The organism is Curtobacterium sp. 314Chir4.1 (genome assembly GCF_900215175.1).
GTDB lineage: Bacteria > Actinomycetota > Actinomycetes > Actinomycetales > Microbacteriaceae > Curtobacterium > Curtobacterium pusillum_A.
The window spans coordinates 786,613-807,901 of the sequence record NZ_OCMI01000001.1; the positions used below are offsets into that span (position 1 = coordinate 786,613).

A 21,289-nucleotide genomic window follows, 5' to 3' on the forward strand; every position below is an offset into this window, starting at 1 on the left:
GGAGTACCAACCATGCCCACTGCACCCATCCGCGTCGGCCTCATCGGGGGCGGCGGGATCGCCACCTTCCACATCAACGGCTACGCCCAGCACCCCGATCTCGTCCGCATCACCGCCGTCGCCGACGCCGTCCCCGCCACGGCCGAGGCGCGCGGCACCGAGCTCGGCGTCCCGTCCTTCACGGACTACTTCGAGATGCTCGAACACGCCGACATCGACGCCGTCGACATCTGCCTGCCGCACCACCTGCACCGTGACGCGATCGTCGCCGCCGCCCGCGCCGGCAAGCACGTGCTCTGCGAGAAGCCGCTCTGCCTGAGCCCGGACGAGGCCCGCGACGTGCAGGCCGCCGTGTCCGAGGCGGGCGTCACCCTGATGTGCGCCCACAACCAGCTCTTCATGCCGGCCGTCGCGAAGGCCAAGCAGCTCCTCGACGACGGCGTGCTCGGCACCGTGTACGAGGTCCGCACCACCGACTCGTTCCGCAACGAGTTCGACCCGTCGAACATGGGCTGGCGCGCCCACGCCTCGCAGAGCGGCGGCGGCGAGCTCATCGACACCGGCTACCACCCGAGCTACCTGCTCATGCACCTGGCCGGCGGCGTGCCGACGCAGGCCACGGCGCTGCTCTCCACCCACCGGCTGACGTTCATGGAGGGCGAGGACTCCGCGCAGGCCCTCTTCCGCTTCGACAACGGCGCCGTCGGACAGCTCGTCACCAGCTGGGCGTACCAGCCGGCCGCCGGCACGGAGCGCTTCAGCGCGGTCGGTGAGCGCGGTGCCCTGACGAGCGACGGCACGACCCTGCGGTGGGACCTGCTCGACGGCACGAGCGAGACCGTCACCTTCGACGAGGTCGACACGTTCGCCGCGGAGATCGAGGCGTTCGGCCTCTGCCTCCGGGACGGCACACGCCCGATCCACACCGAGCGCGAGGGCATCGCCGTGCTCGGCATGATCCTCGCGGCCTACGAGGGTGCGCGCACCGGCACGATCGCGCCGGTGCTGACGGCCGAGCAGGCCGTCTCGGCCTGACCACCGCGACCAGCGGACGGGAGGCACGGTGCGCGTCCGACGCGCACCGTGCCTCCCGTCCGTCGTCGCGTTCAGACCACCCGCGTCGCGCCCGTCACGGGACCGGGCTCCGCGTCCTGGTCGTCGGCGGCCTGGAGGACGCCCTCCGCCTGCCGGAGCAGGTGGTGCGCCGCCAACCCGAGCGACCGTGTCCCGACCACGGCGACGAGTACGCACAGCAGCGCGAGCACCGCGACGACCGGGATCCACGCCCACGACGGGTCGAGCACCCGCAGCCACTCGATCGCGGCCGTCGCGACCGCCGCCGCCGGGAACACGAACGACCAGAACCCGAGCGAGAACGACAGCCGGACGTACCGGGGCACCAGCGCGAGCTGCACCAGGAACAGCAGGGCACCGAGCCCGGCGATCGCCTGCACCGGCAGCGTCACCACGTCGTCCGTCAGCGCGAACACCGACACCGTTGCGACGGCCGGCGGTGCGACGAGGATCGCCATCGTCGGCACGAGCGGGCCGGGCAGCTCCGGACGGAAGCACAGACGGAGCAGCAGCAAGCCGGTCATCACGCCCCAGAAGAACACGCCGACGCCGAAGCACGCCCAGGACAGCCAGGTCGCGCCCACCTCGTGCGTCGCGACCGAGCCGACCAGGGCAGCGGCCACCGTCGGCAGCAGGTAGCCGCCGTGCACCGACTCGAGCGCGAGCCGTCCCTCGAACCACGTGCTCAGCAGCCACGCGGCGAACCCGGCCGCCACCGCCACGGCGAGGAGCACGAGCACCTGCCCACCGACGGGCCAGGAGCGCGAGAGGTCGACGCCGAGGAGCATCGCCGTCGCCGGGACGAGCGCCGCGAGCGGGCCCTGTGCCGGGTGTCGGAGCTGGTCGACGAGCCGCTCGTGCGCGCGCACCCGGACGCCGCGGACCACGTGGGCCCCGAGCAGCCAGAGCCAGGCGACGGCGGCGATCGCCCAGAACACCTGCGGCAGGAACGCCGGCAGGTGCAGCACGGGGGCCGCGTACGACCAGGTCTCGGCGAACCCGGCGAGACCGAACGGCACGGCGAGGGTGTTGAGCGGGATGCGTGTGGTGGGTCGTGGCATGGCGGACCCATTCTCGCGGAGTCCGCACGCTGCCGGCCCAGTGTGCGAGGTCTCGCGCACGGTGCGACCCGCAGCGCGTGTCACGGAGTGCGGAACCTCGCACCCTGCGGGCGGGAACGTCAGCGGCGCCGGCCCAGGGCGACGCCCGCGACCGCGGCGAGCGCCCCGATGACGAGCAGCGGGCGCGTGACCCGCCGGCGCTTCGCGACCCATCCACCGTCGGTGGCGTTGCCGGCGTCGGCGGGGCTGTACAGGTTGCCGTCGGTCGGAGCACCGGACCCGCGGAGCGCGAACGTCTCCACCATCGGCTTCGTGAGCTTGTGGAACAGCCCGGGGAACACGTACTGCAGCGGCACGAGGGACGCCTGGATGCGCCCGACGTAGCGGTAGCGCTTCGGGTGCAGCGCCGCCCGCACCACGGCACGCCCGGCTCGTCCGACCGACACCGTCGGCGGCAGCGGGTGCGAGTTCTTCCCGGTGAAGTTGGCGCCGTTCTGGTAGATCGGGGTGTCGATCGTCGACGGCAGCAGGGTCGTGAACCGGATCCCGGTGTGGGCGAACTCGTCGCCGAGGACGTCGACCAGGCCCAGTGCCGCGTGCTTGCTCGTCACGTACGCCGACTGGTACGGCGCCGACAGCAGCGACTGGATCGACCCGACGAGGACGTAGGTGCCCCGCCCGCGCTGCTTCCAGTGCGGGAGCAGGTGCGTGACGGCGTTGAGGTGCCCGTAGAGGTTCGTGTCCACGACACGCTTGAACGCCTCCGTGGGGGTCTGCTCGAACAGCCCGTAGACGAAGAGCGCTGCGTTGCCGACGAACACGTCGATGTGGCCGAAGCGGCTCGTCACCGTGGCGATCAGGTCCTCGACCTGGTGCTCGTCGGCGACGTCGGTGGGGATCGCGATCGCTTCGGCGCCGAGTTTCCGGCACTCGGCCGCGGCGGCCTCGAGACTGTCGTGACCGCGCGCGGCGAGCACCAGCGTCGCGCCCTGCCGGGCGAACTCGTGCGCGGCGGCCCTCCCGATGCCGCTCGATGCTCCGGTGACGACGACGATCTTCCCGCGGAACCGATGTGCCATGTCCTCGTTGGTACGCGGTCGGCGCTCGTGGCCGGCACAGGCGGGCGTACCCCGGGGGCCGGGTCCCGCGCGTGGGGTGCGCCGACGGGCGCCGGGTGTCACGATGGGGACATGCGCAAGGACGACCTCACCGTCGACGAAGCGACCGTGATCGCCCAGCACGCCCGCGACGGCGTGCTCGAACTCGAGGACCCCGAGGTCCGGAAGGTCGTCGAGCAGGCGAACCGGGTGCTCGTCCGGGCACAGATGTGGGGCGAGGAACGGAGTCCGAAGCTCCGCCGACGTCGACGCTTCATCGCGGTCGGCGCGCTGCTCCTGGTGCTCGTCTGGGTGGCGGGGCTGCTCGTCCCGCTCGCCGTACGACTCGGCTGACGCGGTCCGTCAGGGGCGGCCGCGGTCGTTGCGGGCGACGAGCCACAGGTACGTGCTGTGCCCCACGAGCGCCAGCCCGAAGAACACTGCCGCGACGGCGTAGACCCGGTCGAGCTTGCCCTGGCCGATGACGAGCATCACGATGCAGAACACGACCGCCACGGCGAGCACCCCGACCTGCACCGTCGACCAGATCCGTCGGAAGCGCGGCATGCCCGTCTCGTTCACGGACACCATTCTGCCCGATGCGGCTAGTGGTCCCGGAGCGCCTCGATCAGCTCGGACTTGCGCTTCGACGAGTAGCCGGTCAGACCGAGCTCCTTCGCGCGCTTCCGGAGGTCCGCGACGGTCCAGTCGTCGTACGACCCCGACTCGCCGCCCTTCCGGCCCACGGCCTCCTTGCCACGGGCCGCGGCGGCGTTGCTGATCCGGGCGGCCTTCTCCTTCGAGTTGCCCTCCTTGCGGAGTTCGTCGTACATGTCCGGCTTCTTGAGTTGGTTCGGCATGGCCCGCAGGGTACGCGCGGTGCCTCCGGACGGCGCCCAGCCCGACGGTGCGACCGACCGACCGATCAGCCCGCCGCAGCGAGTTCGCGGATCCGTTTCGCCGGCACGCCCGCGTACAGCCCGTGCGACGTCAGTCGGCCGCTCACGACGGCGCCCGCCGCCACGACCACGTCGTCCTCGATCACCGCACCTGGCAGCACGACCGCCCGTGCGCCGATCCAGACCCGTTCGCCGATGTCCACCGGGCGACCGGTGGCGTGCTCGTTCCAGACGCCGTCGTCGCCGAGCGCGTGGTGACTGGTCACGACGAGCACCTGGGGGCCGAGCGCCGAGTGCGATCCGATCCGGACGGGCGCGACCGCCTCGATCGTGACGTTCCGGTTGCAGAACACTCCGACACCCATCGTCAGGTTCCGCGGCGACCCCGTCAGGGACATCGACATCCCCGGGCTCGACCGGACGTCCGCTCCTCCGGCGACCAGGACCAACCGACGCACGGCGCGCGGCAGGAACGGGGTCCCGAGCAGGAGTGTGCACAGGGCGTACTCCCCCGCTGACAGGACGTCCTCCCGCAGACGGGACAGGAACGTGGGCGACGGAACCTTGCGTGCGGCCATGGGCCCTCCGGACTTCACGACGGAACGTGCACGGCCTCGCGCACACCGGGACCGTAGGACGCGGTCCCGGTGCACGACAACGAGGTCGCGACGGCCTTGCGGGATCGTTGCGGTGTCCGACGCACCGCCGATCCGACCCTGCTCCTCCTGCGCCGTGGCGGACGGGTGGTGCTGACCGACTCCCGCACTCCTGCAGGTGATCCCAGACCGCACCCTGTTCGGTGGAGGGACAACGCACGCACCACAGGAGCTCCCGATGAACGCACCCCGCGACCAGTACGAAGCAACGAACCCGCGCACCCGCTACACCGACGTCCGTCCGGAACCGCAGACCCAGGCCGAGCCGGGCCTCCAGTCCGAGATGCGCCCGATCCCCGACCTCGGCGAGGAGACCTACCGCGGAACCGGCCGGCTCGACGGCCGGAAGGCCCTGATCACCGGAGCGGACTCCGGCATCGGCGCCGCCGTCGCGATCGCCTTCGCACGCGAGGGCGCGGACGTCGCGCTCGCCTACCTGCCCGAGGAGCAGTCCGACGCCGACCACGTCATCGAACAGATCCAGGCGGCCGGTCGCACCGCGGTGCCGATCCCGGGCGACCTCCGCGACCGTGGGTACGCGCAGGCCCTCGTCGACCAGGCCGTCGACGGGCTCGGCGGCCTCGACACGCTCGTCAGCGTCGCCGGCAAGCAGCGCTGGCAGCCGAACGTCGAGGACCTCACCGACGAGCAGTTCGAGGCGACCTTCGACGTCAACGTCTTCGGGCTCTTCCGGCTCGTCCGCGCCGCACTCCCCCACCTGCACCCCGGATCGACGATCACGACGACCGCGTCGATGGAGGCGTACCAGCCCGCACCCGACCGGCTCGACTACGCCGCGTCCAAGGGTGCGATCAACAACCTGTCGAAGGGGCTCTCGCAGGCCTTGGTCGAGCGCGGCATCCGGGTGAACGTGGTGGCACCGGGGCCGACCTGGACCGTCCTGCAGCCGAGCGGCGGCGTCGACCCCGAGTCCCTGCCGGACTTCGGGTCCAGCGAGTCGCCGATGGGACGCGCAGCGCAGCCGGCCGAACTCGCCCCCGCGTACGTGTTCCTCGCGTCGCAGGAGTCGAGCTACGTCGTCGGCGAGACCCTCAACGTCAACGGTGGCATGGTCACGCCCTGACCAGCGGGAATACCCGGCGGATCGCCGGTGTCGAACCCATCACGAACGCGAAGGAGCACACCATGGCCCACGACCTCCACAAGAGCACCGGCCTCGACGACGAGCGCACCTGCCTGCCGACGAGCACCGTCTCGGTCCTGCACGACGAGCGCAAGCCGTCCTTCGGACGCTGGCTCGGCCAGATCAACCGTCAGGACTGAGCGCGCCGGCCCACGTGCTCGAGACGTGACGGCAGATGGACGGGAGGTGGGCCCCACCAGCCGGTACCGGCGCACCGCGCCAGCGGGGTGGCGGCCGTGCCTGGAGGGACGGTGCCAGCTGGCACCGCGCCTCCAGTCCGTCTCGCGCTGCTACCGTGCTCCCATGTCCTGGGGCCGGTGGTACTTCGCGGCCCAGGCCGCGGGCGGGGCCGCGTGGTGGATCGCGGTGTTCACGCTGCCTGCCGTCCGGACCGCGACCCTCGGGTCCCTGCAACCGTTCCTGGTCGCACTCGCGGACGTCCCGCTGTTCGTCGTCGCGTCGGCGCTCGCCGCCGCAGGGGTCCGCGCGGCCGCGGTCGTCGCGGCCCTCTGGACGGTCGCGGTGACGGCGGCGATCGTCGTCTGGGCGACCGTCACCACCGAGGCGGGACTCGGTGTCCTCATCATGATCGGTGCGTCCGTCGGGTCGGTCCTCGCGCTGTCGCTCGTCCTGCTCGGCCGGATCCCGACGGAACTCGTGACCTCCGGTCCGCTGCGGTTCCGGACCGCCGACCCCGACGGCGGACGGCGGCGCCACGGCCTCGGCACCGCCGCGCAGATCGTCGTCTTCTGGGGGCTGTTCCTCGGCGTGTTCCCCCTGGTCATCGCCGTCGCCGAGCACCGGTGGCGCCTGCACCCGCCGTTGCCGGGGCTCCTCGTGACCGCGTCCGTCGTCACCGGTGCAGTCGTCCTGGTGCTCGCCAGCGCGCTCGGCATCGTGTCAGCGGCGACCATGTCCACCCAGGGAGCCGGCACCCCCTTGCCCTCCGCCATGCCGAACCGGCTGGTCGTCGCCGGCCCGTACCGCGCGGTCCGGAACCCGATGGCCCTCGCCGGCATCACGCAGGGCGTCGCCGTCGGCCTGCTGCTGAGCTCGTGGATGGTCGTCGTGTACGCGCTCGCCGGGTCGATCGTGTGGAACTGCATCGTCCGCCCGCTCGAGGAAGCAGACCTCGAGCACCGCTTCGGCGACGACTTCCGCCGCTACGCCGCACGGGTCCGCTGCTGGGTGCCGCGGTGGCCGATCCCGGCGAGCGCCCCCGCGGACGCGATCAGCCCGCCGCGCCGCTGATGTTGACGAGCCACGTGACCCCGTAGCGGTCGGTGAGCATGCCGAACGTGTCGCCCCACGGTGCCTTCGTGAGCGGCTCGATGATCGTCGTCGCCCCCTCGGCCAGGCCGTTCCAGTAGCGGGTGAGCGCTTCCTCGTCGTCCCCGCTGAGGGACACCGAGATGTTGCTGACCTCGGGACCGGCCATGCCACTGGGGGCGTCGGAGGCCATCAGCAGCAGCCCGTTCTCGCCCTCGAGCTGCCCGTGCATGACCTTGTCGGCGTCGGCGGGGTCCTGCGCCATGCCGGCCTCGCCGAACGTGCTCAGGGTGAGCTCGCCGCGGAACACCGAGTGGTAGAACTCGAGGCCCTCCCTCGCCCGGTCGCGGAGGTTGATGTACGGGTTGAGGCGGACGGCCATGGTGGACTCCTCGGGGGTGTGCACGGGCGTCGTCGTCCGTGTCGCGCCCATCGTCCCATCGCTGCGGGCGGACCGGAAGACCCGTGGGTCGTCGGGCAGGATGGGACGATGGACGCCATGACCTTGCAACGCCGTCGGCACGTCTGAACTTGGCCCGGTGCGCGTCGATCACGTGTTCGTGATGTCCTCCCGTGCCTGCCGACCGGCGCTTCGCCGTGACAGGAGCAAGCCGTCCCAGGCGGACCGCGGAAGCCGAGCCGCGAGGTCGGTCCGATCGACGACGGTCAAGCCGGTCGCGGCTGCGCGGTCGAGCCATCCCTCGGCGACCGGTTCCCGCGCGATGACTGCGGCGGTCATCATGACCTCGACCATGCATTCGTACGTGTCGGAGGTCCCGACCGCGTCGACCGCGAACACCGCGATCGATCGGGCAAAACCGAGGACGTCGGCGCTGTACGCGGCTTGTGCAATGCGTGCGTTAGCGACCGCGAGCGTCGGAGCCTCGTCGGCGAGGCTCCGACACCACGCGACCATGTCGCCAACCGGTTCGGACACGGAGTCCGCCGGCGCCCTTCCGGAAGCGATCTGGAGCGCGACGAACTCCGCGACGTCCGGTTCCGGTCGTCGCGCCCGGCGACGGTCCTGGCTTCGCCGCGTCGTGCCGAGGCGGTCGAGCAACGAGACGACACGGGGATCGTCACCGTGCCGTTCGAGGACCCGGAGCAGCCAGTGCGCCTCGAACTTCGTGCGCGCTCCGTCGAGCCTTCCGAGGGCCTGGTCGAGCCCTTCGGGATCACCCGCACGGTCCATCGCATCGACGAGTCGTGGATCGCGTCCCCGATCAAGTACCGCACGGTCGTGACGCCGGAGGAAGGCGAGGGTTCGTTCGGGGTCCATACGCGTCCACGACAGGTACGGGACCATCGTGTTGACGACGAGCGGACTCCAGGCGAACCGTCTGCTGAGGAGGTCGATCACCTCGTCCGCGGTGCGACCGGGCTGAACTCCGGTCCGCCCGAGACGTCGGTTGAACATCCGCTCGGCCCAGTGCCGGCCGAACAACCGCCACACCGACCGTGGAACCGCCGGATCCGCCGCCGCTTCCCAGAGCAGGTGCTGCTCGACGTCGGCATGGACGAACTTGAAGCGGCGCCCGCTCTGGCTCAGCACGCCGCGTCGCACGAGATGGACCGCCGTCGCCCGCCACCGCCACGGCGGCACCGACGACGCGATCCATGCGGCGATGAAGGAGACGGCGATGGAAACGCACGCCGCCCCGATGGCGACGAACGGCCCGAGTACGACCGCACCGAGGGCGGGTGCTCCCAGCACCGCGAGCGCAGCCACGAGTCCGCCCGCCGCGAACTGTGGCCACGCCCGGGTCTCTAGGTACCGCGTGTACCCGACGTAGCTCCCGCGCGAGAACGGCGACGCCTCGGTGATCAGAAAGAACCACAACGCAGCAGCAGCCCAGTACCAGCTGACGAGTTCACCGGCACCTCCGGTCGCTAGCGCGCCGGCGTACAGGCTCGTCACGGTGATGCGGACCACGTGGACGAACGCAAAGGCCAACGCGGCTCGGACGATGACGGCGACCCAGTCAGGCGCGTTGGGCATGGCGGCACGCACTGCGCGGAACACCGGGTTCTGCCACTCGTACGTCGACGCGACCAACACGGCACACCCGAGCACGATCGACGTCGTAGTGAAACCGCTCACAGCGAGCGCAGCGAGGAACGCGAGGACGATCGCCCGAGACATCCACGTGGCAACCCCGGCGAAGGCGAAGGGCATGAGACGGAACGCCGCCCCTTGATCCTTCCCGACGTCCGCGCTCAACACCACCGCAAAGCGCAACGCCGGGTCTGCGGTGCCAGACCGACCGTCCACACCACGGACGACACGGGCGAGCAACGCGTGCGAGTCCGTGACGATCGCCCGCACTTCCTCGTCCGCGAGTGCGCGGGCCCGAGCCGTGAACAGGAGGAGCTGGAGGCGGAGCGGGTTGGCGAACATGTGCGCAGCGTCGATCAGCGCCTGGAGGTTCGTGGCTGGAGTTGTCCGAAGCGCCGTCATGATCTGCTGCGTGTCGAGTGCCTGCATGTGTGCGGTCCGAACACGACGAGCGCTTCCCAGCTGAGCCTCGGACGGCGGGTCATCAACGTTCGAGGGTGCTGAGGCACGGCTCGTGACCACCGTGGGATGTGTGGCGGACCAGGCGATGAGTTGGGTCACGACCTCTGCGCGGACCGCCTCGGACGCTTCGTCCAGCGCGTCGAAAGCGATGACGATCCGTGTCTCGTCCACCAGACGTGACATGGCGGCCGGCGAGCGCCGGTACCGAGACGCGACCTGTCGCACCGCCCACCGCACCACTCCCCGACGGCCGCGGACGCCTCCGGGGAACGCCGCGAGGCTCACGACCTCGACGAGGGGCGACGCAGGATCACTCGATCGGTACGACTCGAGGTGCACCTGGTGCAACAGTTCGCTCTTCCCCGCGCCGCCCTCGCCGAGAGCGAGGATCGACTCGCCGTCGGCGACGGTCGTCAGGATGCCGAGGACACCACCGGTCGGCTCCCCGTCATCGATCCGAATCTGGATCGGCAGGACGTCGCGGAAACCGACGGCCTCGTTCTGGAGTCGGGGCCCACTGACGCGCCCCCCGGTCGCCCGGAGGGTCGCCGTGAGTTCATCGGACGTGAGGTGACGATCCCGCAACGCCCGGACCGACTGCACGGTCGCCGGGATGCCGAAGGCGAGCGCCGCGATACCGAGGACGACGGCGATCAAGCCTTGATGCGACTCCAACCATGCGTCGGTCGTCAGCCAGAGCGCCTCCATGAGATCCCCTCGGGTCGAGATGTGGGATCAGTATGCCGAACGGCGAACGCGGGCGCAGCCGCGAGGTGCCCGCGAACAGCCGTGGCCGGCTCCGCTCGACGACAACCCCGCGAACGTCATGCGCGGCGCCGACGGCCGGCTCGTCGTCGCCGACCTGTTCTACGCCGACGGGCCGGCGCTCTACGCCACCGTTCGGACCAATCCTGACCGCATCGTCCGCGACTACCTCGAGCACCTCCGCCGACACATGACCGAGTTGCCGCTCGCGAGTTCCGGCAGGTGGGCCGAGGGCGACGCTGAGCAGATGCGGGCGGCGCTCGCCGCAGCGGAAGACCGTCTCCGGCTCGCTCGCTGACGCGTACCACAATCATTCGCACTGGCGTATGGTTGTGGTACAGCAGGACGGAGCACCCATGGCGGAGATCACCACGGCCGAGTACGCAGCGAGACACGGTGTCTCCCGACGGCGAGTACAGGCCGCAGCGGCCGCCGGCACGCTGTCAGCGCGCCGCGTCGGTGCGCAGTGGCTGGTCGACGACGCCACACCGCATCGGGGACGCCCCGGCCGCCCCCTCTCCCGCAGGTCGGTGCGCGCCGTCGAGTGCCGGCTCTCCGGCAGTCCCGACTGGGCGAACGGGCTCTCCCGCAGTGAGCGCGGCCGGATCCAGGAACGCATCGCCGAGCTGCGCGCCGATCCGATGCCGTGGCAACGCATCGTGAACTGGACTCGCACCGAGTACCGGGAGCCGAGCGGGTACCAGCTCGCTGCGGCTGATCTCGAGGACCTCCGTGCCGACGGTCGACTCGTCCGCGCGGGCGTCAGCGACCCACGATCGGGTATCAGCGACGCCGGGTTCCTCGAAGCACACGTCGCCGAGGACGACCTCGCCGCCGTCCAGCGGGAGTACCTCCTCGTCGCCACGGACACTCGACCCAACGTCCTCCTCCACATCAGCGCCGAGCGACCCTCGGATCCGTTGCCGCTCGGCACGCTGATCATCGAGCTGGCCCACCACGACGGCGCCCGTGAACGCGCCGCTGCCCGATCACTGCTCGACAGCGCCCTCTGATGTTCGCGGCTCCTCCGCTGCGCCCTGCCCAGGCGGGCGCCTGGCATGCGCTCTTCGACCTCCACGAGCGACTGTCGGATGGCTGGGCACTGGTCGGCGGGCAGATGGTCCAGTCGCTCTGTTGGGAGCGCGGTGCCGCACCGAGCCGCCCGACGACGGACGCCGACACCGCACTCGACGTCCGCGCCAGACCCCGGATGCTCATGACCTTCACCGGGGCGCTCCGCGATCTCGGTTTCCGTCCCGACGGCACGAGTTTCGAGGGGCACCAGCACCGGTGGGTCCGGGGTGACGCGCAGATCGACGTCCTGATCCCGCGGTTCCTCGGGGAGCGCGCGGAACGGCGCCGAGGGGTCACGGGCGGCACGACGATCGCGGCGCCGGGCGCACAAGGTGCTCTGTGGCGTGCCACCCCGGTGACGCTGGAGGTCAACGGTCGGATCGGGACGGTGCTCCGGCCGACGTTGCAGGGCGCCCTCCTGTCCAAGGCGGCGGCGGTCGAGATCGTCGGTGACGATCCCGCGCGGCACCTCTCGGACATCGCGACGCTCGCAGCACTCATCACCCGACGCGACCGGGTCGCCGACGACATCACGCCGACGGAACGGCGGCGGATCTCGGCGGCTGCCGCGCTGATCGATCGGGATCCGACGATCATCCGTGCCGCCGGCGTCGACCGGACCGCTATCGATCGCCTCCGGATCGCGTTCGACGGGGGATGAAGCATCGTGACGGCCGGGCACCCAGCCGCCCGCGCCTAGCATCGTGAGGATGCCCGTTCCTCGTCACGACGACTTCATCCGTGTCCGCGGCGCCCGCGAGCACAACCTGCGCGACGTGGACGTCGACATCCCCCGCGACCGCATCGTCGCCTTCACCGGGGTCTCCGGCTCCGGGAAGTCATCGCTGGCGTTCGGCACCGTCTTCGCCGAGGCGCAGCGCCGCTTCCTGGAGTCCGTCGCCCCCTACGCCCGACGGCTGATCGCACAGGGGTCGACGCCGCACGTCGACTCCATCACGGGACTGCCGCCGGCCGTCGCACTGCAGCAGCGCCGCGGTGCACCGAGCGCCCGGTCGACCGTGGGCACGCTGACGACGCTGTCCAACTCGATGCGCATGCTGTTCTCCCGCGCGGGTACCTACCCGGCGGGAGCGGAGCGGCTGGAGTCGGACTCGTTCTCGCCCAACACCGCGGCCGGCGCCTGCCCGCGCTGCCACGGGCTCGGCACGGCGCACGAGGTGACCGAGGCCTCGGCGGTGCACGACGACTCGTTGAGCATCCGGGACGGGGCGATCACCGCGTGGCCCGGGGCCTGGCAGGGCAAGAACCTGCGCGACGTCACCGCGGTCCTCGGCTACGACATCGAACGGCCGTGGCGCGATCTCCCCCGTGCCGATCGCGACTGGCTGCTGTTCACCGAGGAGCAGCCGGTCGTCGAGGTGCACCCGAAGCGCGACCGCGTGGCGAAGCCGTACCGCGGCCGGTTCTGGAGCGCTCGGCAGTTCGTCCTCCACACCCTCGCCGACTCGCAGAGCGAGACCCAGCGCAACCGCGCGCTGCAGTTCGTCGAGTCGGGCCCGTGCGGGCTCTGCGGCGGCACCGGCCTCACCCGTGCCGCGCTGGCGGTCACCGTGGGTGGCCGCAGCATCGCCGAGCTGAACGGCCTGCCGCTCACCGCGCTCGCCGACGTGCTCCGGCCGATCGCGTCGATCACGGACGCGGGGGCCGCGACCTCTCGGGCGTCGTCGGGCGAGCACACCGAGGTCGCCGTCGCGATCGCCGGCGACCTCGTCACGCGTGTGGACGTGCTCGTCGGGCTCGGACTCGGGTACCTCGCGCTCGACCGGGCGACGCCGACACTGTCGCCGGGCGAGACGCAGCGGCTCCGGATCGCGACGCAGCTCCGGTCCGGACTGTTCGGCGTGGTCTACGTCCTCGACGAGCCGAGCGCCGGGCTGCACCCCGCCGACGCCGAGTCGCTCGTGCAGGTCCTCGACGACCTCCGCGCGAGCGGCAACAGCGTGTTCGTGGTCGAGCACGACATGAGCATCGTCCGTCGTGCCGACTGGATCGTGGACGTCGGTCCCGGCGCGGGTTCCGGTGGCGGCACGGTGCTGTACAGCGGGCCGGTCGACGGGCTGGCGGACGTGGAGGCGAGCGTCACCCGGAGGTTCCTGTACCCGGGCGACCGCGCTCCGGACCGGTCCGAGCGCACGCCGGTCGGCACGCTCGAGCTCCGCGACGTGACGTTGCACAACCTCCGGCACCTCGACGTCGACGTCCCGCTCGGGGTGCTCACCGCGGTGACCGGGGTCAGCGGTTCCGGCAAGTCGTCCCTCGTCGGCGGTGTCCTCCCCGAGGCCGCCGCCGCCCACCCGCTCGTCACCCGCACCGTCCAGGTCGACCAGAAGCCGATCGGACGGACGCCGCGGTCGAACCTGGCCACCTACACGGGCCTGTTCGACGCGGTCCGGACCGCCTTCGCCGCGACCGATGCCGCACGCGAGCGCGGCTGGACCGCCGGCCGGTTCTCCTTCAACGTGGCCGGCGGCCGGTGCGAGGTCTGCCAGGGCGAGGGCTCGGTGTCCGTCGAGCTCCTGTTCCTGCCCGGCAGCTGGGCCCCCTGCCCGGAATGCCACGGCAGTCGCTACAACGACGAGACCCTCGAGGTGCGGTGGAACGGCGCCACGATCGCCGACGTCCTCGGCATGACCGTCGACGAGGCCGCTCCGTTCCTCGGCGACCTCCCGGCGGCGGCGCGAGGCCTCGAGACCCTCCGCCAGGTCGGTCTCGGGTACCTCCGACTCGGGCAGCCCGCACCGGAGCTGTCCGGCGGCGAGGCCCAGCGCATCAAGCTCGCCACCGAGCTCCAGCGCGCCCGGTCAGGCCACACGCTCTACCTGCTCGACGAACCGACGACGGGACTCCACCCGGCGGACGTCGAGCTGCTGTCCGACCAGCTCGCCCGCCTCACCGACGCTGGCAACACCGTCGTCGTCGTCGAGCACGCGATGGACGTCGTGGCCGTCGCCGACCACGTCATCGACATGGGTCCCTCCGGCGGCGCCGAGGGCGGCCGGGTGGTCGCCTCCGGCACGCCGCAGCAGGTTGCGGCGTCCGCCGCCAGCCGGACCGCACCGTACCTGCGGGCGCAACTCGGGCTCTGACGGTCCACGCCCAGCGGACTGGAGGCACGTGGCGGGCCCGCCCCGCGCCTCCAGTCCGGACACCGGCAGCACCACCCCGCTCGCCTGCTGGCCATGGCCATCACGCTGGAGAACGTCGGCATCGCCGTCCGCGACCTCGACGAGACCGTCGCGTTCTTCACGGACCTCGGACTCACGGTCGTCGGACAGGACACCGTCAGCGGCGAGTGGGCGGACACGGCCGTCGGACTCGACGGCAAACACGCCCGGATCGCGATGCTGCAGACGCCCGACGGGCACGGGCGGCTCGAGCTGTTCGAGTACATCCACCCCGACGCGATCGAGACCGAGCCGACGCTGCCGAACGAGATCGGCATGCACCGGGTGGCCTTCCAGGTCGACGACATCGACGCCGCGCTCGCGATCGCCGCACGGCACGGGTGCGTCCCGTTGCGCGGGGTGGCGGACTACCAGGACGTCTACCGGCTGAGCTACCTGCGCGGGCCGAGCGGGATCATCGTGATGCTGGCCCAGGACCTGCGACGAGGGCCGTGACCGCGTCCACGACGATCTGCCGACGGCGCGCGGGAGTGACCGCAGCGACGAGGGTGTCGAACTCGGGCGTCGTCGCGCTCCAGAACGCGGCGAGGTGCACGACCAGCCCGAGCAGGACCGCCGGGCGGTAGGAACGGGGCAGGACACCGGCGCGCTGGGCGTGCTCGACCGCGGCGACCGCCTCGGTGTCGGCACCGATCAGCGCTTCGAGCGGCGCGGCGTCACCGCGTTCGAGCCGGTGCCACGTGAGCAGCCGCTGCGCCCACGGACGCCGCACGTACGAGTCGTGCAGCCGTGCGGCGTACCCGGGCAGGTCGTCGGTGTCGATCGGGACCTCGTCCGAGGTCTCCGCGACCGTCTGGGCGATCAGCGCGTCGAACAGGCCCTCCTTGCTGCCGAAGTAGTGGAAGACCTGCGCCTTGTTGCTCTCCGCCGCTGCGGTGATGCGTTCCAGGCGGGTGCCGACGAGACCGGCGGCGGCGAACTCGTCGCGGGCGGCGAGCAGGAGTCGCGCGCGCATCGCGTCGGCGGCAGGGGGCGTGAAGCGGGCCATGGGTCCACGGTATCGGCAGCCGGGCGGGACGAGGCCGTGGCTCAGCGGGCGAGCGCGGAGAGCTCCGCTCGCGACCGCGCGCCGTACTTCCGCAGCAGGTTCGCGACGTGGTACTTGGCGGTGTTCACCGTGATGCCGAGCTGGGCGGCGACGTCGGCGTTCGGTGCTCCGGCCACGACGAGCCGGAGCACGTCGCGCTCACGGGGCGTCAGTGCCTCGGCGTCCTCGATGCGGTCGCCGAGGGCCGGCGGGTCCAACGGCATCACGATCGAGATCGTGGAGCCCCACCCGTCCGTCGACTCCACCCGGAAGTCCCCGTCGAGGGCGGACACCCGCTCGGCGATCGGACGCACCGTGTCGTCGTGGACGTCGAGCGACCCGTCGCCGTCGTCGCGGATCTCGACGAGCAGGTTGCGCCCGTCGCAGTCCCACTGCACGCGGACCCGCTCGGCGGTCCCCCGGTCGACGTGGGCGAGCACCGCGGTGCGCACGATGGCACGGGCGGCGTGGGCGACCTCACCGGGCAGCGCTCGCCCGGTCGCGGGCGGCTCGACGAACTGGATGTCGATCGATCCGAAGCGCACGAGTGGTCGCAGGTCGTTCCGCAGCCGGAGGAACGCACGGGACACCGGTTCGACCAGGGCGTTCCGCTCCTCGTCGTTGCTCGTCCGGAGGTCGACCAGTGCCGCCGACGCGATCTCGGCGGCCTCGACGCGTGCGGCGCGGTCGTCGACGCGCGTCGACCGCAGGACCGCGAGCAGCGACTCCAGCGTCAAGGCGTGCTGATCGGCCCGTTCGGCGACCAGCCGCGCGTGCTGCACGACGAGCGCACGGGTGGCGGGTTCGGCGAGCGGTGCGGGGTCGACCATGGCGCGATACTACCCTCGTCCCACTCCCCTACCCGGGCGGATGGGAACGCCCGCTCACCGGGTAGCTGCGACGACGTCGGGGACGAGCCAGGCTCGAGGTCATGCAGCAGAACGCACTCCGCATGGTCGCCGACGAGGTCACCGGTCTCCTGGACCGACTCGTCGAGACCGCCGGCGGCCAGCTCGACGACCTCGCCGACCTCGTGACGACGGCCGACCGGGTCTTCGTGCACGGCGCCGGCCGGTCCGGCATCGCGCTCCGCATGACGGCGATGCGGCTCATGCACCTCGGGATCACGACCCACGTCGTTGGCGAGGTGACCACGCCCGCGATCGGCAGTGGTGACCTGCTCCTCACCGCGAGCGGGTCCGGCACGACGAGCGGCATCGTCCGCGCGGCCGAGACCGCGTCCGCAGCCGGAGCGACCGTGGCCGCGATCTCCACCACGGACGACGCGCCGCTCTCCCGCACCGCCCGGATGACGGTCCTGCTCCCAGCCGCGACGAAGACCGACCGGTCCGGCGTCGCCTCCGCGCAGTACGCCGGCTCCCTCTTCGAACAGGGTGTCGCGCTCCTCGGCGACGCGCTGTTCCACACGCTCTGGCAGCGCAGCGGTCAGAGCGCCGACCACCTGTGGCCCCGGCACGCGAACCTCGAGTGACCCCGGCCACGACCCCCACCCGCACGACAGGAAAGAAGCACATCATGCAGTTGCAGTTCGCCATGGACACCCTGACCACCGAAGCCGCGCTGGAGCTCGCCGCAGCAGCAGCACCGCACGTCGACATCCTCGAGCTCGGCACCCCGCTCATCAAGAGCGAGGGCCTCTCCGCGATCACCGCGATCAAGGAGGCGCACCCGGACAAGATCGTCTTCGCCGACCTCAAGACGATGGACGCCGGCGAGCTCGAGGCCGACATCGCGTTCCAGGCGGGCGCCGACCTCGTGACCGTTCTCGGCACCGCGGGTGACAGCACCATCGTGGGCGCCGTGCGGGCCGCCGAGAAGCACGGCAAGGGCATCGTCGTCGACCTGATCGGTGTCGCCGACAAGCCGGCCCGCGCCAAGCAGGTCGTCGCCCTCGGCGCGACCTTCGTCGAGATGCACGCCGGTCTCGACGAGCAGGCCGAGCCGGGCTTCACCTTCGAGACCCTGCTGCGCGACGGGGAGTCCGCAGGCGTGCCGTTCTCGGTCGCCGGTGGCGTGAACGCCGGTTCCGTCGCGTCCGTCCAGGACGCCGGTGCACGGGTCGCCGTCGCCGGCAGCGCGATCTACAGCGCCGACGACGTCGCGGCCGCGGCCGCGGAGATCCGCGCCGCCATCAAGTGACGCACGGAACGCGCAAGTGACGGACGGGAGGCACGGTGCCAGCTGACACCGTGCCTCCCGTCCGTCGTCTGCGCACTCCGGTGGGCCCTGCCGGGATCGAACCGACGACATCCACGGTGTAAACGTGGCGCTCTACCAGCTGAGCTAAAGGCCCTTCCCCTCGATCCTAGACGAGGGGCCACCACACCTCGGAGTCCTCGAACGGGCGCGGGAGCACGCCACCGCACGCTGCATGTCGGTCACCGGTCCCGGAGGACCCGCTCCACGATCGCGTCGAGGTCCTCGTCCGGCCGCAGGGGTCGCTCCGTGACGAAGGGCAGCGGGTCCCAGCCGCGGTACCACTCCCGCATCTGCTCGGGGGTGAACTCCGCGGCCTGCGGGCGGCCGCCGTGCCGGACCACGGTCTCGTCGAACGTCAGGTCGAAGGCGGAGAACCGTGCGTCGTCGGCGGCGCCCGCGATCCGCTCGATCACCGCCGCGTACCGGTCCGCGCGGAGGATGCCCTCGAGCACGACGTGGTGCCCCGCGCCGAGACAGTGCAGCGCCGCCGCCTCGAGGAGGGCCGCGTGCGCCATCCCGTCCGCGACGCCGGCGTCCTGGCGTTCCTTGTAGACGATCCGCCGGGAGTGGTCCTGCCCGAGGACGGCCGTGGGCCAGCCCAGCGCACGCTGCAGCGCGGCCGCGACGGTCGACTTGCCGGAGCCCGAGTTCCCACGGATCACGATCAGCACGGGGTCACACGTCCACCCGGTACCCCAGCGCGAGGTCCTCGGCGTTCACCCCGCGGATGCCCCAGTTCACCTTCGGGGTCTCGGTGATCGTGATCTCGACGCTGTGCGGCGCGATGCCCACCTCGGCCGCGATCCGGTCGAAGAGCTGTCGGATGAGTTCCCGCTTCGCCTCGGCGGACCGACCCTCGAACACCGACACCTCGATGATCGTGTAGTCGTCGCCGCGGTCCTCGGGGTGCACGAAGTCGGCCGCGTCGAGCCCGACGAACCGGTGGAACCGCTTCTCCGCCGGGTAGTCGAGGGCTGCCACGACCGCGCCGTGGATCGCGTCGGACAGCTGCTGCCGCCGCGCATCGATGGAAGTCCGCCGCCCGTACACGATCACCTGCGCCATGCCGAGACCCTAGCGGGCAGGGCGCGGCGCGGTGTGGGCGCCCCGGCATGCAGGAGTACCAGCGGATCCGCGCCGTCACCGGGTACCGTCACCCTCGTGAACGGAGTCGGACCCCTCGACGAAGCCGGTCGGCTGCGGCTGCTCGGTGCCGGTGTCACGGGCGCCGCGTTCGCCGTCGTCCTCGCCACCCTCGTCATCTCGTCGTGGACCGGCTCGAGCACCGCCGTCGTGGTCTCGATCGCCGTCCCCGCAGCGCTCGCGGGCATCGCGATCGCCGTGGTCCTGCAGTTCCGCGAGTGGCGTGCCGAGGGCGGGTACGCCCGCTCGGTCGTCGTCCGGAACTGGATCGTGGACGGACAAGTGCCGGCCGGCGTCCCGGCGACCGAGTGGATCCCGCTCGTCCAGGCGCAGGCCGAACGCGAGGCCGCCGGCTGGGGGAAGATCGTCCTCAGCACACTGTGGATCGCGATGACGTGGTCGATGCGCGATCAGCACGGCCCCCTGATCACCACGATGCTCATCGCGCTGTGGGTCGGTCTCGGTCTCTGGAGCGCCGCCTGGGTCATCCCCCGCGCCCGCGCCGCGAAGGCCCTGCTCCGGAACGGCGTCGCCACGACGAACTGACCGTCGTCCGAGCGCCGGGTGACTACGCTCACCGTCATGCAGAGTCGCACCCTCGGCCGTACCGGCCGCCCCGTGTCCGTCGTCGGCCTCGGCACCTGGCAGTTCGGAGGAGACTGGGGTCCCGTCTCCGACGCCGACGCGAACGCCGTGATGGACGCGTCCGTCGAGTCCGGCGTGACCCTCTTCGACACGGCCGACGTGTACGGGGACGGCCGCAGCGAGCAACTGATCGGTGCCTGGCGGACGGCGAACCCCGACGTCCCGCTGACGATCACGACGAAGATGGGTCGGCGAGCGGAGCAGGTCCCCGCGAACTACGTGGCCGAGAACTTCCGCGAGTGGGTCGACCGCTCCCGCCGCAACCTCGGCCAGGACACCCTCGACCTCGTGCAGCTGCACTGCCCACCGACCGCGGTCGTCGAGGACGACGCGGTCTACGACGCGCTCGACGCGCTGGTCGCCGACGGCTCGGTCGCCGCCTACGGCGTCAGCGTCGAGACCGCCGACCAGGCCGTCGCCGCGATCGCTCGCCCGGGCGTCGCGACGGTCCAGATCATCCTCAACGCGTTCCGTCTCAAGCCGCTGGACCGCGTGCTGCCGGCCGCCCTGGAGGCACGGGTCGGCATCCTCGCGCGCGTCCCGTTGGCCTCGGGGCTGCTCTCCGGCAAGTACACGGCGGAGACCTCGTTCGCCGAGGGTGACCACCGCAACTACAACCGGCACGGCGAGGCGTTCGACCAGGGCGAGACGTTCAGCGGCGTCGACTTCGAGGACGGCGTCCGCGCTGCCCAGGCCTTCGCGGCAGCCCTGCCCGAGGGTGTGTCGGTGCCGCAGGCCGCACTGGCGTGGATCATCGCCCAGGACGGCGTGACCGCAGCGATCCCCGGTGCCCGCAATCCCGACCAGGCTCGTTCGAACGCCGGAGCCGGTGACCTGCCCGAGGTCCCGGGCCTCGACGAGACCGTCCGCGAGCTCTACGACGAGTGGTTCCGCGCGAGCGTGCACGACAAGTGGTGAAGTCCACCGTCCTCGGGCTGGCGCTGACGGTGCTCACCGTCCTGGCGCTGGTCGTCGGCGGAACGAACCCGGCTGTCGGCACGACCAGCTCAGCTCCTCCGTGGCCGGCTCCGACCGACCTCTCCGAGCGTGCCGACGCAGCGGGGCTCCGGAACGTCTGGGGTGAGCGGCTCGCCGAGCACGTCCACACCCACCTGACGATCCTCGACGGCGACGAGCGGGTCACGGTGCCCGCGAACGTCGGGCACTCGGACCGGGAACGGTTCGCGGCACAGCTCCACACGCACGACACCTCGGGCATCGTGCACGTCGAGTCGCCGACCCGGCAGACGTTCACGCTCGGACAGTTCTTCGACGAGTGGGGCGTGCCGCTCACCGCGTGGAGGGTCGGTGGCCTCCGCGGTGAACTCACGGTGTGGGTCGACGGCCGCCGGTACATCGGCGACCCGCGGTCGATCGAACTCACCAACCGACGTGAGATCGTGCTCGACGTCACCACGATCGGTGAGGTCCCGCACCTGCCCGCACCCTTCGACTGGCCGCCGCAGTACCGCTGAGGCGTGCGGCACCGTC

General features: G+C 71.6%; 26 protein-coding genes and 1 tRNA gene. 15 read left to right on the top strand and 12 right to left on the bottom strand.

What is annotated here, in order from left to right:
* Positions 1-12: 12 nt before the first annotated feature.
* A complete protein-coding gene (locus CRP27_RS03610; RefSeq protein ID WP_097179347.1) occupies positions 13-1,035 on the top strand; it encodes a Gfo/Idh/MocA family protein in 1,023 nt (340 codons plus the stop codon).
* Positions 1,036-1,106: 71 nt separating this feature from the next.
* Here the strand turns inward: CRP27_RS03610 and CRP27_RS03615 are convergent, their stop codons facing one another.
* Both CRP27_RS03615 and CRP27_RS03620 read right to left on the bottom strand, forming a co-directional pair.
* Positions 1,107-2,135: a transporter gene (locus CRP27_RS03615; protein WP_097179348.1), complete on the bottom strand. Its 1,029-nt coding sequence runs from the start codon at positions 2,133-2,135 to the stop codon at positions 1,107-1,109.
* Between the two features lie 119 nt (positions 2,136-2,254).
* Positions 2,255-3,214 carry an SDR family oxidoreductase gene (locus CRP27_RS03620; RefSeq protein WP_097179349.1) on the bottom strand — a complete coding sequence of 320 codons (960 nt, stop codon included), beginning with the start codon at positions 3,212-3,214 and terminating at the stop codon, positions 2,255-2,257.
* A gap of 111 nt (positions 3,215-3,325) precedes the next feature.
* On the opposite strand from CRP27_RS03620, the gene CRP27_RS03625 reads away from it, so the two are divergent.
* On the top strand, positions 3,326-3,586 hold the full coding sequence (locus CRP27_RS03625; RefSeq protein ID WP_097179350.1) for a hypothetical protein: 261 nt from the start codon (positions 3,326-3,328) through the stop codon (positions 3,584-3,586).
* Between the two features lie 9 nt (positions 3,587-3,595).
* On the opposite strand, the gene CRP27_RS03630 is transcribed toward CRP27_RS03625, so the two are convergent.
* The 3 genes from CRP27_RS03630 to CRP27_RS03640 form a co-directional block, all read right to left on the bottom strand.
* The gene (locus CRP27_RS03630) at positions 3,596-3,814 is read right to left on the bottom strand and encodes a hypothetical protein (RefSeq protein WP_141399678.1); all 219 of its coding nucleotides are present in this window, start codon (positions 3,812-3,814) and stop codon (positions 3,596-3,598) included.
* Positions 3,815-3,837: 23 nt separating this feature from the next.
* The gene (locus CRP27_RS03635) at positions 3,838-4,092 is read right to left on the bottom strand and encodes a Rho termination factor N-terminal domain-containing protein (RefSeq protein WP_097179352.1); all 255 of its coding nucleotides are present in this window, start codon (positions 4,090-4,092) and stop codon (positions 3,838-3,840) included.
* 65 nt (positions 4,093-4,157) lie between these two features.
* Positions 4,158-4,709, bottom strand: coding sequence for a DapH/DapD/GlmU-related protein (locus tag CRP27_RS03640; protein ID WP_097179353.1), 552 nt, complete (start codon positions 4,707-4,709; stop codon positions 4,158-4,160).
* 256 nt (positions 4,710-4,965) lie between these two features.
* On the opposite strand from CRP27_RS03640, the gene CRP27_RS03645 reads away from it, so the two are divergent.
* From CRP27_RS03645 to CRP27_RS03650, 3 genes are all read left to right on the top strand, one after another.
* The gene (locus tag CRP27_RS03645; RefSeq protein ID WP_097179354.1) at positions 4,966-5,871 is read left to right on the top strand and encodes an SDR family oxidoreductase; all 906 of its coding nucleotides are present in this window, start codon (positions 4,966-4,968) and stop codon (positions 5,869-5,871) included.
* Between the two features lie 62 nt (positions 5,872-5,933).
* Entirely contained in the window at positions 5,934-6,071 is a 138-nt protein-coding gene (locus CRP27_RS18105; protein WP_158521771.1) for a hypothetical protein, read from the top strand.
* A gap of 163 nt (positions 6,072-6,234) precedes the next feature.
* A complete protein-coding gene (locus CRP27_RS03650; protein WP_097179355.1) occupies positions 6,235-7,182 on the top strand; it encodes an isoprenylcysteine carboxylmethyltransferase family protein in 948 nt (315 codons plus the stop codon).
* On the opposite strand, the gene CRP27_RS03655 is transcribed toward CRP27_RS03650, so the two are convergent.
* Both CRP27_RS03655 and CRP27_RS03660 read right to left on the bottom strand, forming a co-directional pair.
* The gene (locus CRP27_RS03655) at positions 7,163-7,582 is read right to left on the bottom strand and encodes a VOC family protein (RefSeq protein ID WP_097179634.1); all 420 of its coding nucleotides are present in this window, start codon (positions 7,580-7,582) and stop codon (positions 7,163-7,165) included. The two genes, CRP27_RS03650 and CRP27_RS03655, sit on opposite strands and share 20 nt — an antisense overlap.
* 168 nt (positions 7,583-7,750) lie before the next feature.
* Complete coding sequence (locus CRP27_RS03660; RefSeq protein ID WP_097179356.1) at positions 7,751-10,375, bottom strand: hypothetical protein; 2,625 nt, start codon at positions 10,373-10,375, stop codon at positions 7,751-7,753.
* 49 nt (positions 10,376-10,424) lie between these two features.
* Here CRP27_RS03660 and CRP27_RS03665 point away from each other — a divergent pair, with 49 nt between their 5' ends.
* The 5 genes from CRP27_RS03665 to CRP27_RS03685 all read left to right on the top strand — a co-directional run bounded on the left by CRP27_RS03665 (position 10,425) and on the right by CRP27_RS03685 (position 15,198).
* Positions 10,425-10,781 (top strand): hypothetical protein, encoded by a 357-nt coding sequence (locus CRP27_RS03665; RefSeq protein ID WP_141399679.1) that lies wholly within the window; start codon positions 10,425-10,427, stop codon positions 10,779-10,781.
* Between the two features lie 58 nt (positions 10,782-10,839).
* Entirely contained in the window at positions 10,840-11,496 is a 657-nt protein-coding gene (locus CRP27_RS03670) for a hypothetical protein (RefSeq protein WP_097179358.1), read from the top strand.
* Positions 11,496-12,218, top strand: coding sequence for a hypothetical protein (locus tag CRP27_RS03675; RefSeq protein WP_176505450.1), 723 nt, complete (start codon positions 11,496-11,498; stop codon positions 12,216-12,218). The genes CRP27_RS03670 and CRP27_RS03675 overlap by 1 nt, the downstream gene beginning before the upstream one ends.
* A 49-nt stretch (positions 12,219-12,267) precedes the next feature.
* A complete protein-coding gene (locus CRP27_RS03680) occupies positions 12,268-14,664 on the top strand; it encodes an excinuclease ABC subunit UvrA (protein ID WP_097179359.1) in 2,397 nt (798 codons plus the stop codon).
* Positions 14,665-14,757: 93 nt separating this feature from the next.
* Positions 14,758-15,198, top strand: coding sequence for a VOC family protein (locus CRP27_RS03685; protein WP_097179360.1), 441 nt, complete (start codon positions 14,758-14,760; stop codon positions 15,196-15,198).
* Here CRP27_RS03685 and CRP27_RS03690 read toward each other — a convergent pair.
* Together CRP27_RS03690 and CRP27_RS03695 are read right to left on the bottom strand one after the other, a co-directional pair.
* Positions 15,158-15,751 carry a TetR/AcrR family transcriptional regulator gene (locus CRP27_RS03690; protein WP_097179361.1) on the bottom strand — a complete coding sequence of 198 codons (594 nt, stop codon included), beginning with the start codon at positions 15,749-15,751 and terminating at the stop codon, positions 15,158-15,160. The two genes, CRP27_RS03685 and CRP27_RS03690, sit on opposite strands and share 41 nt — an antisense overlap.
* Positions 15,752-15,792: 41 nt before the next feature.
* Positions 15,793-16,620 carry a LuxR C-terminal-related transcriptional regulator gene (locus CRP27_RS03695; RefSeq protein WP_097179362.1) on the bottom strand — a complete coding sequence of 276 codons (828 nt, stop codon included), beginning with the start codon at positions 16,618-16,620 and terminating at the stop codon, positions 15,793-15,795.
* Between the two features lie 122 nt (positions 16,621-16,742).
* On the opposite strand from CRP27_RS03695, the gene hxlB reads away from it, so the two are divergent.
* On the top strand, positions 16,743-17,282 hold the full coding sequence (gene hxlB / locus CRP27_RS03700; protein WP_097179635.1) for a 6-phospho-3-hexuloisomerase: 540 nt from the start codon (positions 16,743-16,745) through the stop codon (positions 17,280-17,282).
* Positions 17,283-17,326: 44 nt separating this feature from the next.
* Positions 17,327-17,950 carry a 3-hexulose-6-phosphate synthase gene (gene hxlA, locus CRP27_RS03705; protein ID WP_097179363.1) on the top strand — a complete coding sequence of 208 codons (624 nt, stop codon included), beginning with the start codon at positions 17,327-17,329 and terminating at the stop codon, positions 17,948-17,950.
* 81 nt (positions 17,951-18,031) lie between these two features.
* Here the strand turns inward: hxlA and CRP27_RS03710 are convergent.
* The 3 genes from CRP27_RS03710 to CRP27_RS03720 all read right to left on the bottom strand — a co-directional run bounded on the left by CRP27_RS03710 (position 18,032) and on the right by CRP27_RS03720 (position 19,075).
* Positions 18,032-18,104, bottom strand: a tRNA-Val gene (locus tag CRP27_RS03710).
* Between the two features lie 85 nt (positions 18,105-18,189).
* Positions 18,190-18,681: an AAA family ATPase gene (locus tag CRP27_RS03715; RefSeq protein WP_097179364.1), complete on the bottom strand. Its 492-nt coding sequence runs from the start codon at positions 18,679-18,681 to the stop codon at positions 18,190-18,192.
* Between the two features lie 4 nt (positions 18,682-18,685).
* A complete protein-coding gene (locus CRP27_RS03720; RefSeq protein ID WP_097179365.1) occupies positions 18,686-19,075 on the bottom strand; it encodes a tautomerase family protein in 390 nt (129 codons plus the stop codon).
* A gap of 96 nt (positions 19,076-19,171) precedes the next feature.
* On the opposite strand from CRP27_RS03720, the gene CRP27_RS03725 reads away from it, so the two are divergent.
* From CRP27_RS03725 to CRP27_RS03735, 3 genes are read left to right on the top strand one after another with little or no spacing between them, the layout of a single operon-like run.
* Entirely contained in the window at positions 19,172-19,699 is a 528-nt protein-coding gene (locus CRP27_RS03725) for a hypothetical protein (protein ID WP_097179366.1), read from the top strand.
* Positions 19,700-19,735: 36 nt separating this feature from the next.
* Complete coding sequence (locus tag CRP27_RS03730; RefSeq protein ID WP_097179367.1) at positions 19,736-20,716, top strand: aldo/keto reductase; 981 nt, start codon at positions 19,736-19,738, stop codon at positions 20,714-20,716.
* A complete protein-coding gene (locus CRP27_RS03735; RefSeq protein WP_141399680.1) occupies positions 20,713-21,273 on the top strand; it encodes a hypothetical protein in 561 nt (186 codons plus the stop codon). Before CRP27_RS03730 ends, CRP27_RS03735 begins: the two co-directional genes overlap by 4 nt.
* The last annotated feature ends 16 nt before the right edge of the window (positions 21,274-21,289 follow it).

What these genes read in the sequence shown, in the direction of transcription:
- CRP27_RS03610 (WP_097179347.1), top strand. Translation starts at nt 13, where the DNA reads ATGCCCACTGCACCCATCCGCGTCGGCCTCATCGGGGGCGGCGGGATC.
- CRP27_RS03615 (WP_097179348.1), bottom strand. Translation starts at nt 2,135, where the DNA reads ATGCCACGACCCACCACACGCATCCCGCTCAACACCCTCGCCGTGCCG.
- CRP27_RS03620 (WP_097179349.1), bottom strand. Translation starts at nt 3,214, where the DNA reads ATGGCACATCGGTTCCGCGGGAAGATCGTCGTCGTCACCGGAGCATCG.
- CRP27_RS03625 (WP_097179350.1), top strand. Translation starts at nt 3,326, where the DNA reads ATGCGCAAGGACGACCTCACCGTCGACGAAGCGACCGTGATCGCCCAG.
- CRP27_RS03635 (WP_097179352.1), bottom strand. Translation starts at nt 4,092, where the DNA reads ATGCCGAACCAACTCAAGAAGCCGGACATGTACGACGAACTCCGCAAG.
- CRP27_RS03640 (WP_097179353.1), bottom strand. Translation starts at nt 4,709, where the DNA reads ATGGCCGCACGCAAGGTTCCGTCGCCCACGTTCCTGTCCCGTCTGCGG.
- CRP27_RS03645 (WP_097179354.1), top strand. Translation starts at nt 4,966, where the DNA reads ATGAACGCACCCCGCGACCAGTACGAAGCAACGAACCCGCGCACCCGC.
- CRP27_RS18105 (WP_158521771.1), top strand. Translation starts at nt 5,934, where the DNA reads ATGGCCCACGACCTCCACAAGAGCACCGGCCTCGACGACGAGCGCACC.
- CRP27_RS03650 (WP_097179355.1), top strand. Translation starts at nt 6,235, where the DNA reads ATGTCCTGGGGCCGGTGGTACTTCGCGGCCCAGGCCGCGGGCGGGGCC.
- CRP27_RS03655 (WP_097179634.1), bottom strand. Translation starts at nt 7,582, where the DNA reads ATGGCCGTCCGCCTCAACCCGTACATCAACCTCCGCGACCGGGCGAGG.
- CRP27_RS03665 (WP_141399679.1), top strand. Translation starts at nt 10,425, where the DNA reads ATGAGATCCCCTCGGGTCGAGATGTGGGATCAGTATGCCGAACGGCGA.
- CRP27_RS03670 (WP_097179358.1), top strand. Translation starts at nt 10,840, where the DNA reads ATGGCGGAGATCACCACGGCCGAGTACGCAGCGAGACACGGTGTCTCC.
- CRP27_RS03675 (WP_176505450.1), top strand. Translation starts at nt 11,496, where the DNA reads ATGTTCGCGGCTCCTCCGCTGCGCCCTGCCCAGGCGGGCGCCTGGCAT.
- CRP27_RS03680 (WP_097179359.1), top strand. Translation starts at nt 12,268, where the DNA reads ATGCCCGTTCCTCGTCACGACGACTTCATCCGTGTCCGCGGCGCCCGC.
- CRP27_RS03685 (WP_097179360.1), top strand. Translation starts at nt 14,758, where the DNA reads ATGGCCATCACGCTGGAGAACGTCGGCATCGCCGTCCGCGACCTCGAC.
- CRP27_RS03690 (WP_097179361.1), bottom strand. Translation starts at nt 15,751, where the DNA reads ATGGCCCGCTTCACGCCCCCTGCCGCCGACGCGATGCGCGCGCGACTC.
- CRP27_RS03695 (WP_097179362.1), bottom strand. Translation starts at nt 16,620, where the DNA reads ATGGTCGACCCCGCACCGCTCGCCGAACCCGCCACCCGTGCGCTCGTC.
- hxlB (WP_097179635.1), top strand. Translation starts at nt 16,743, where the DNA reads ATGGTCGCCGACGAGGTCACCGGTCTCCTGGACCGACTCGTCGAGACC.
- hxlA (WP_097179363.1), top strand. Translation starts at nt 17,327, where the DNA reads ATGCAGTTGCAGTTCGCCATGGACACCCTGACCACCGAAGCCGCGCTG.
- CRP27_RS03720 (WP_097179365.1), bottom strand. Translation starts at nt 19,075, where the DNA reads ATGGCGCAGGTGATCGTGTACGGGCGGCGGACTTCCATCGATGCGCGG.
- CRP27_RS03730 (WP_097179367.1), top strand. Translation starts at nt 19,736, where the DNA reads ATGCAGAGTCGCACCCTCGGCCGTACCGGCCGCCCCGTGTCCGTCGTC.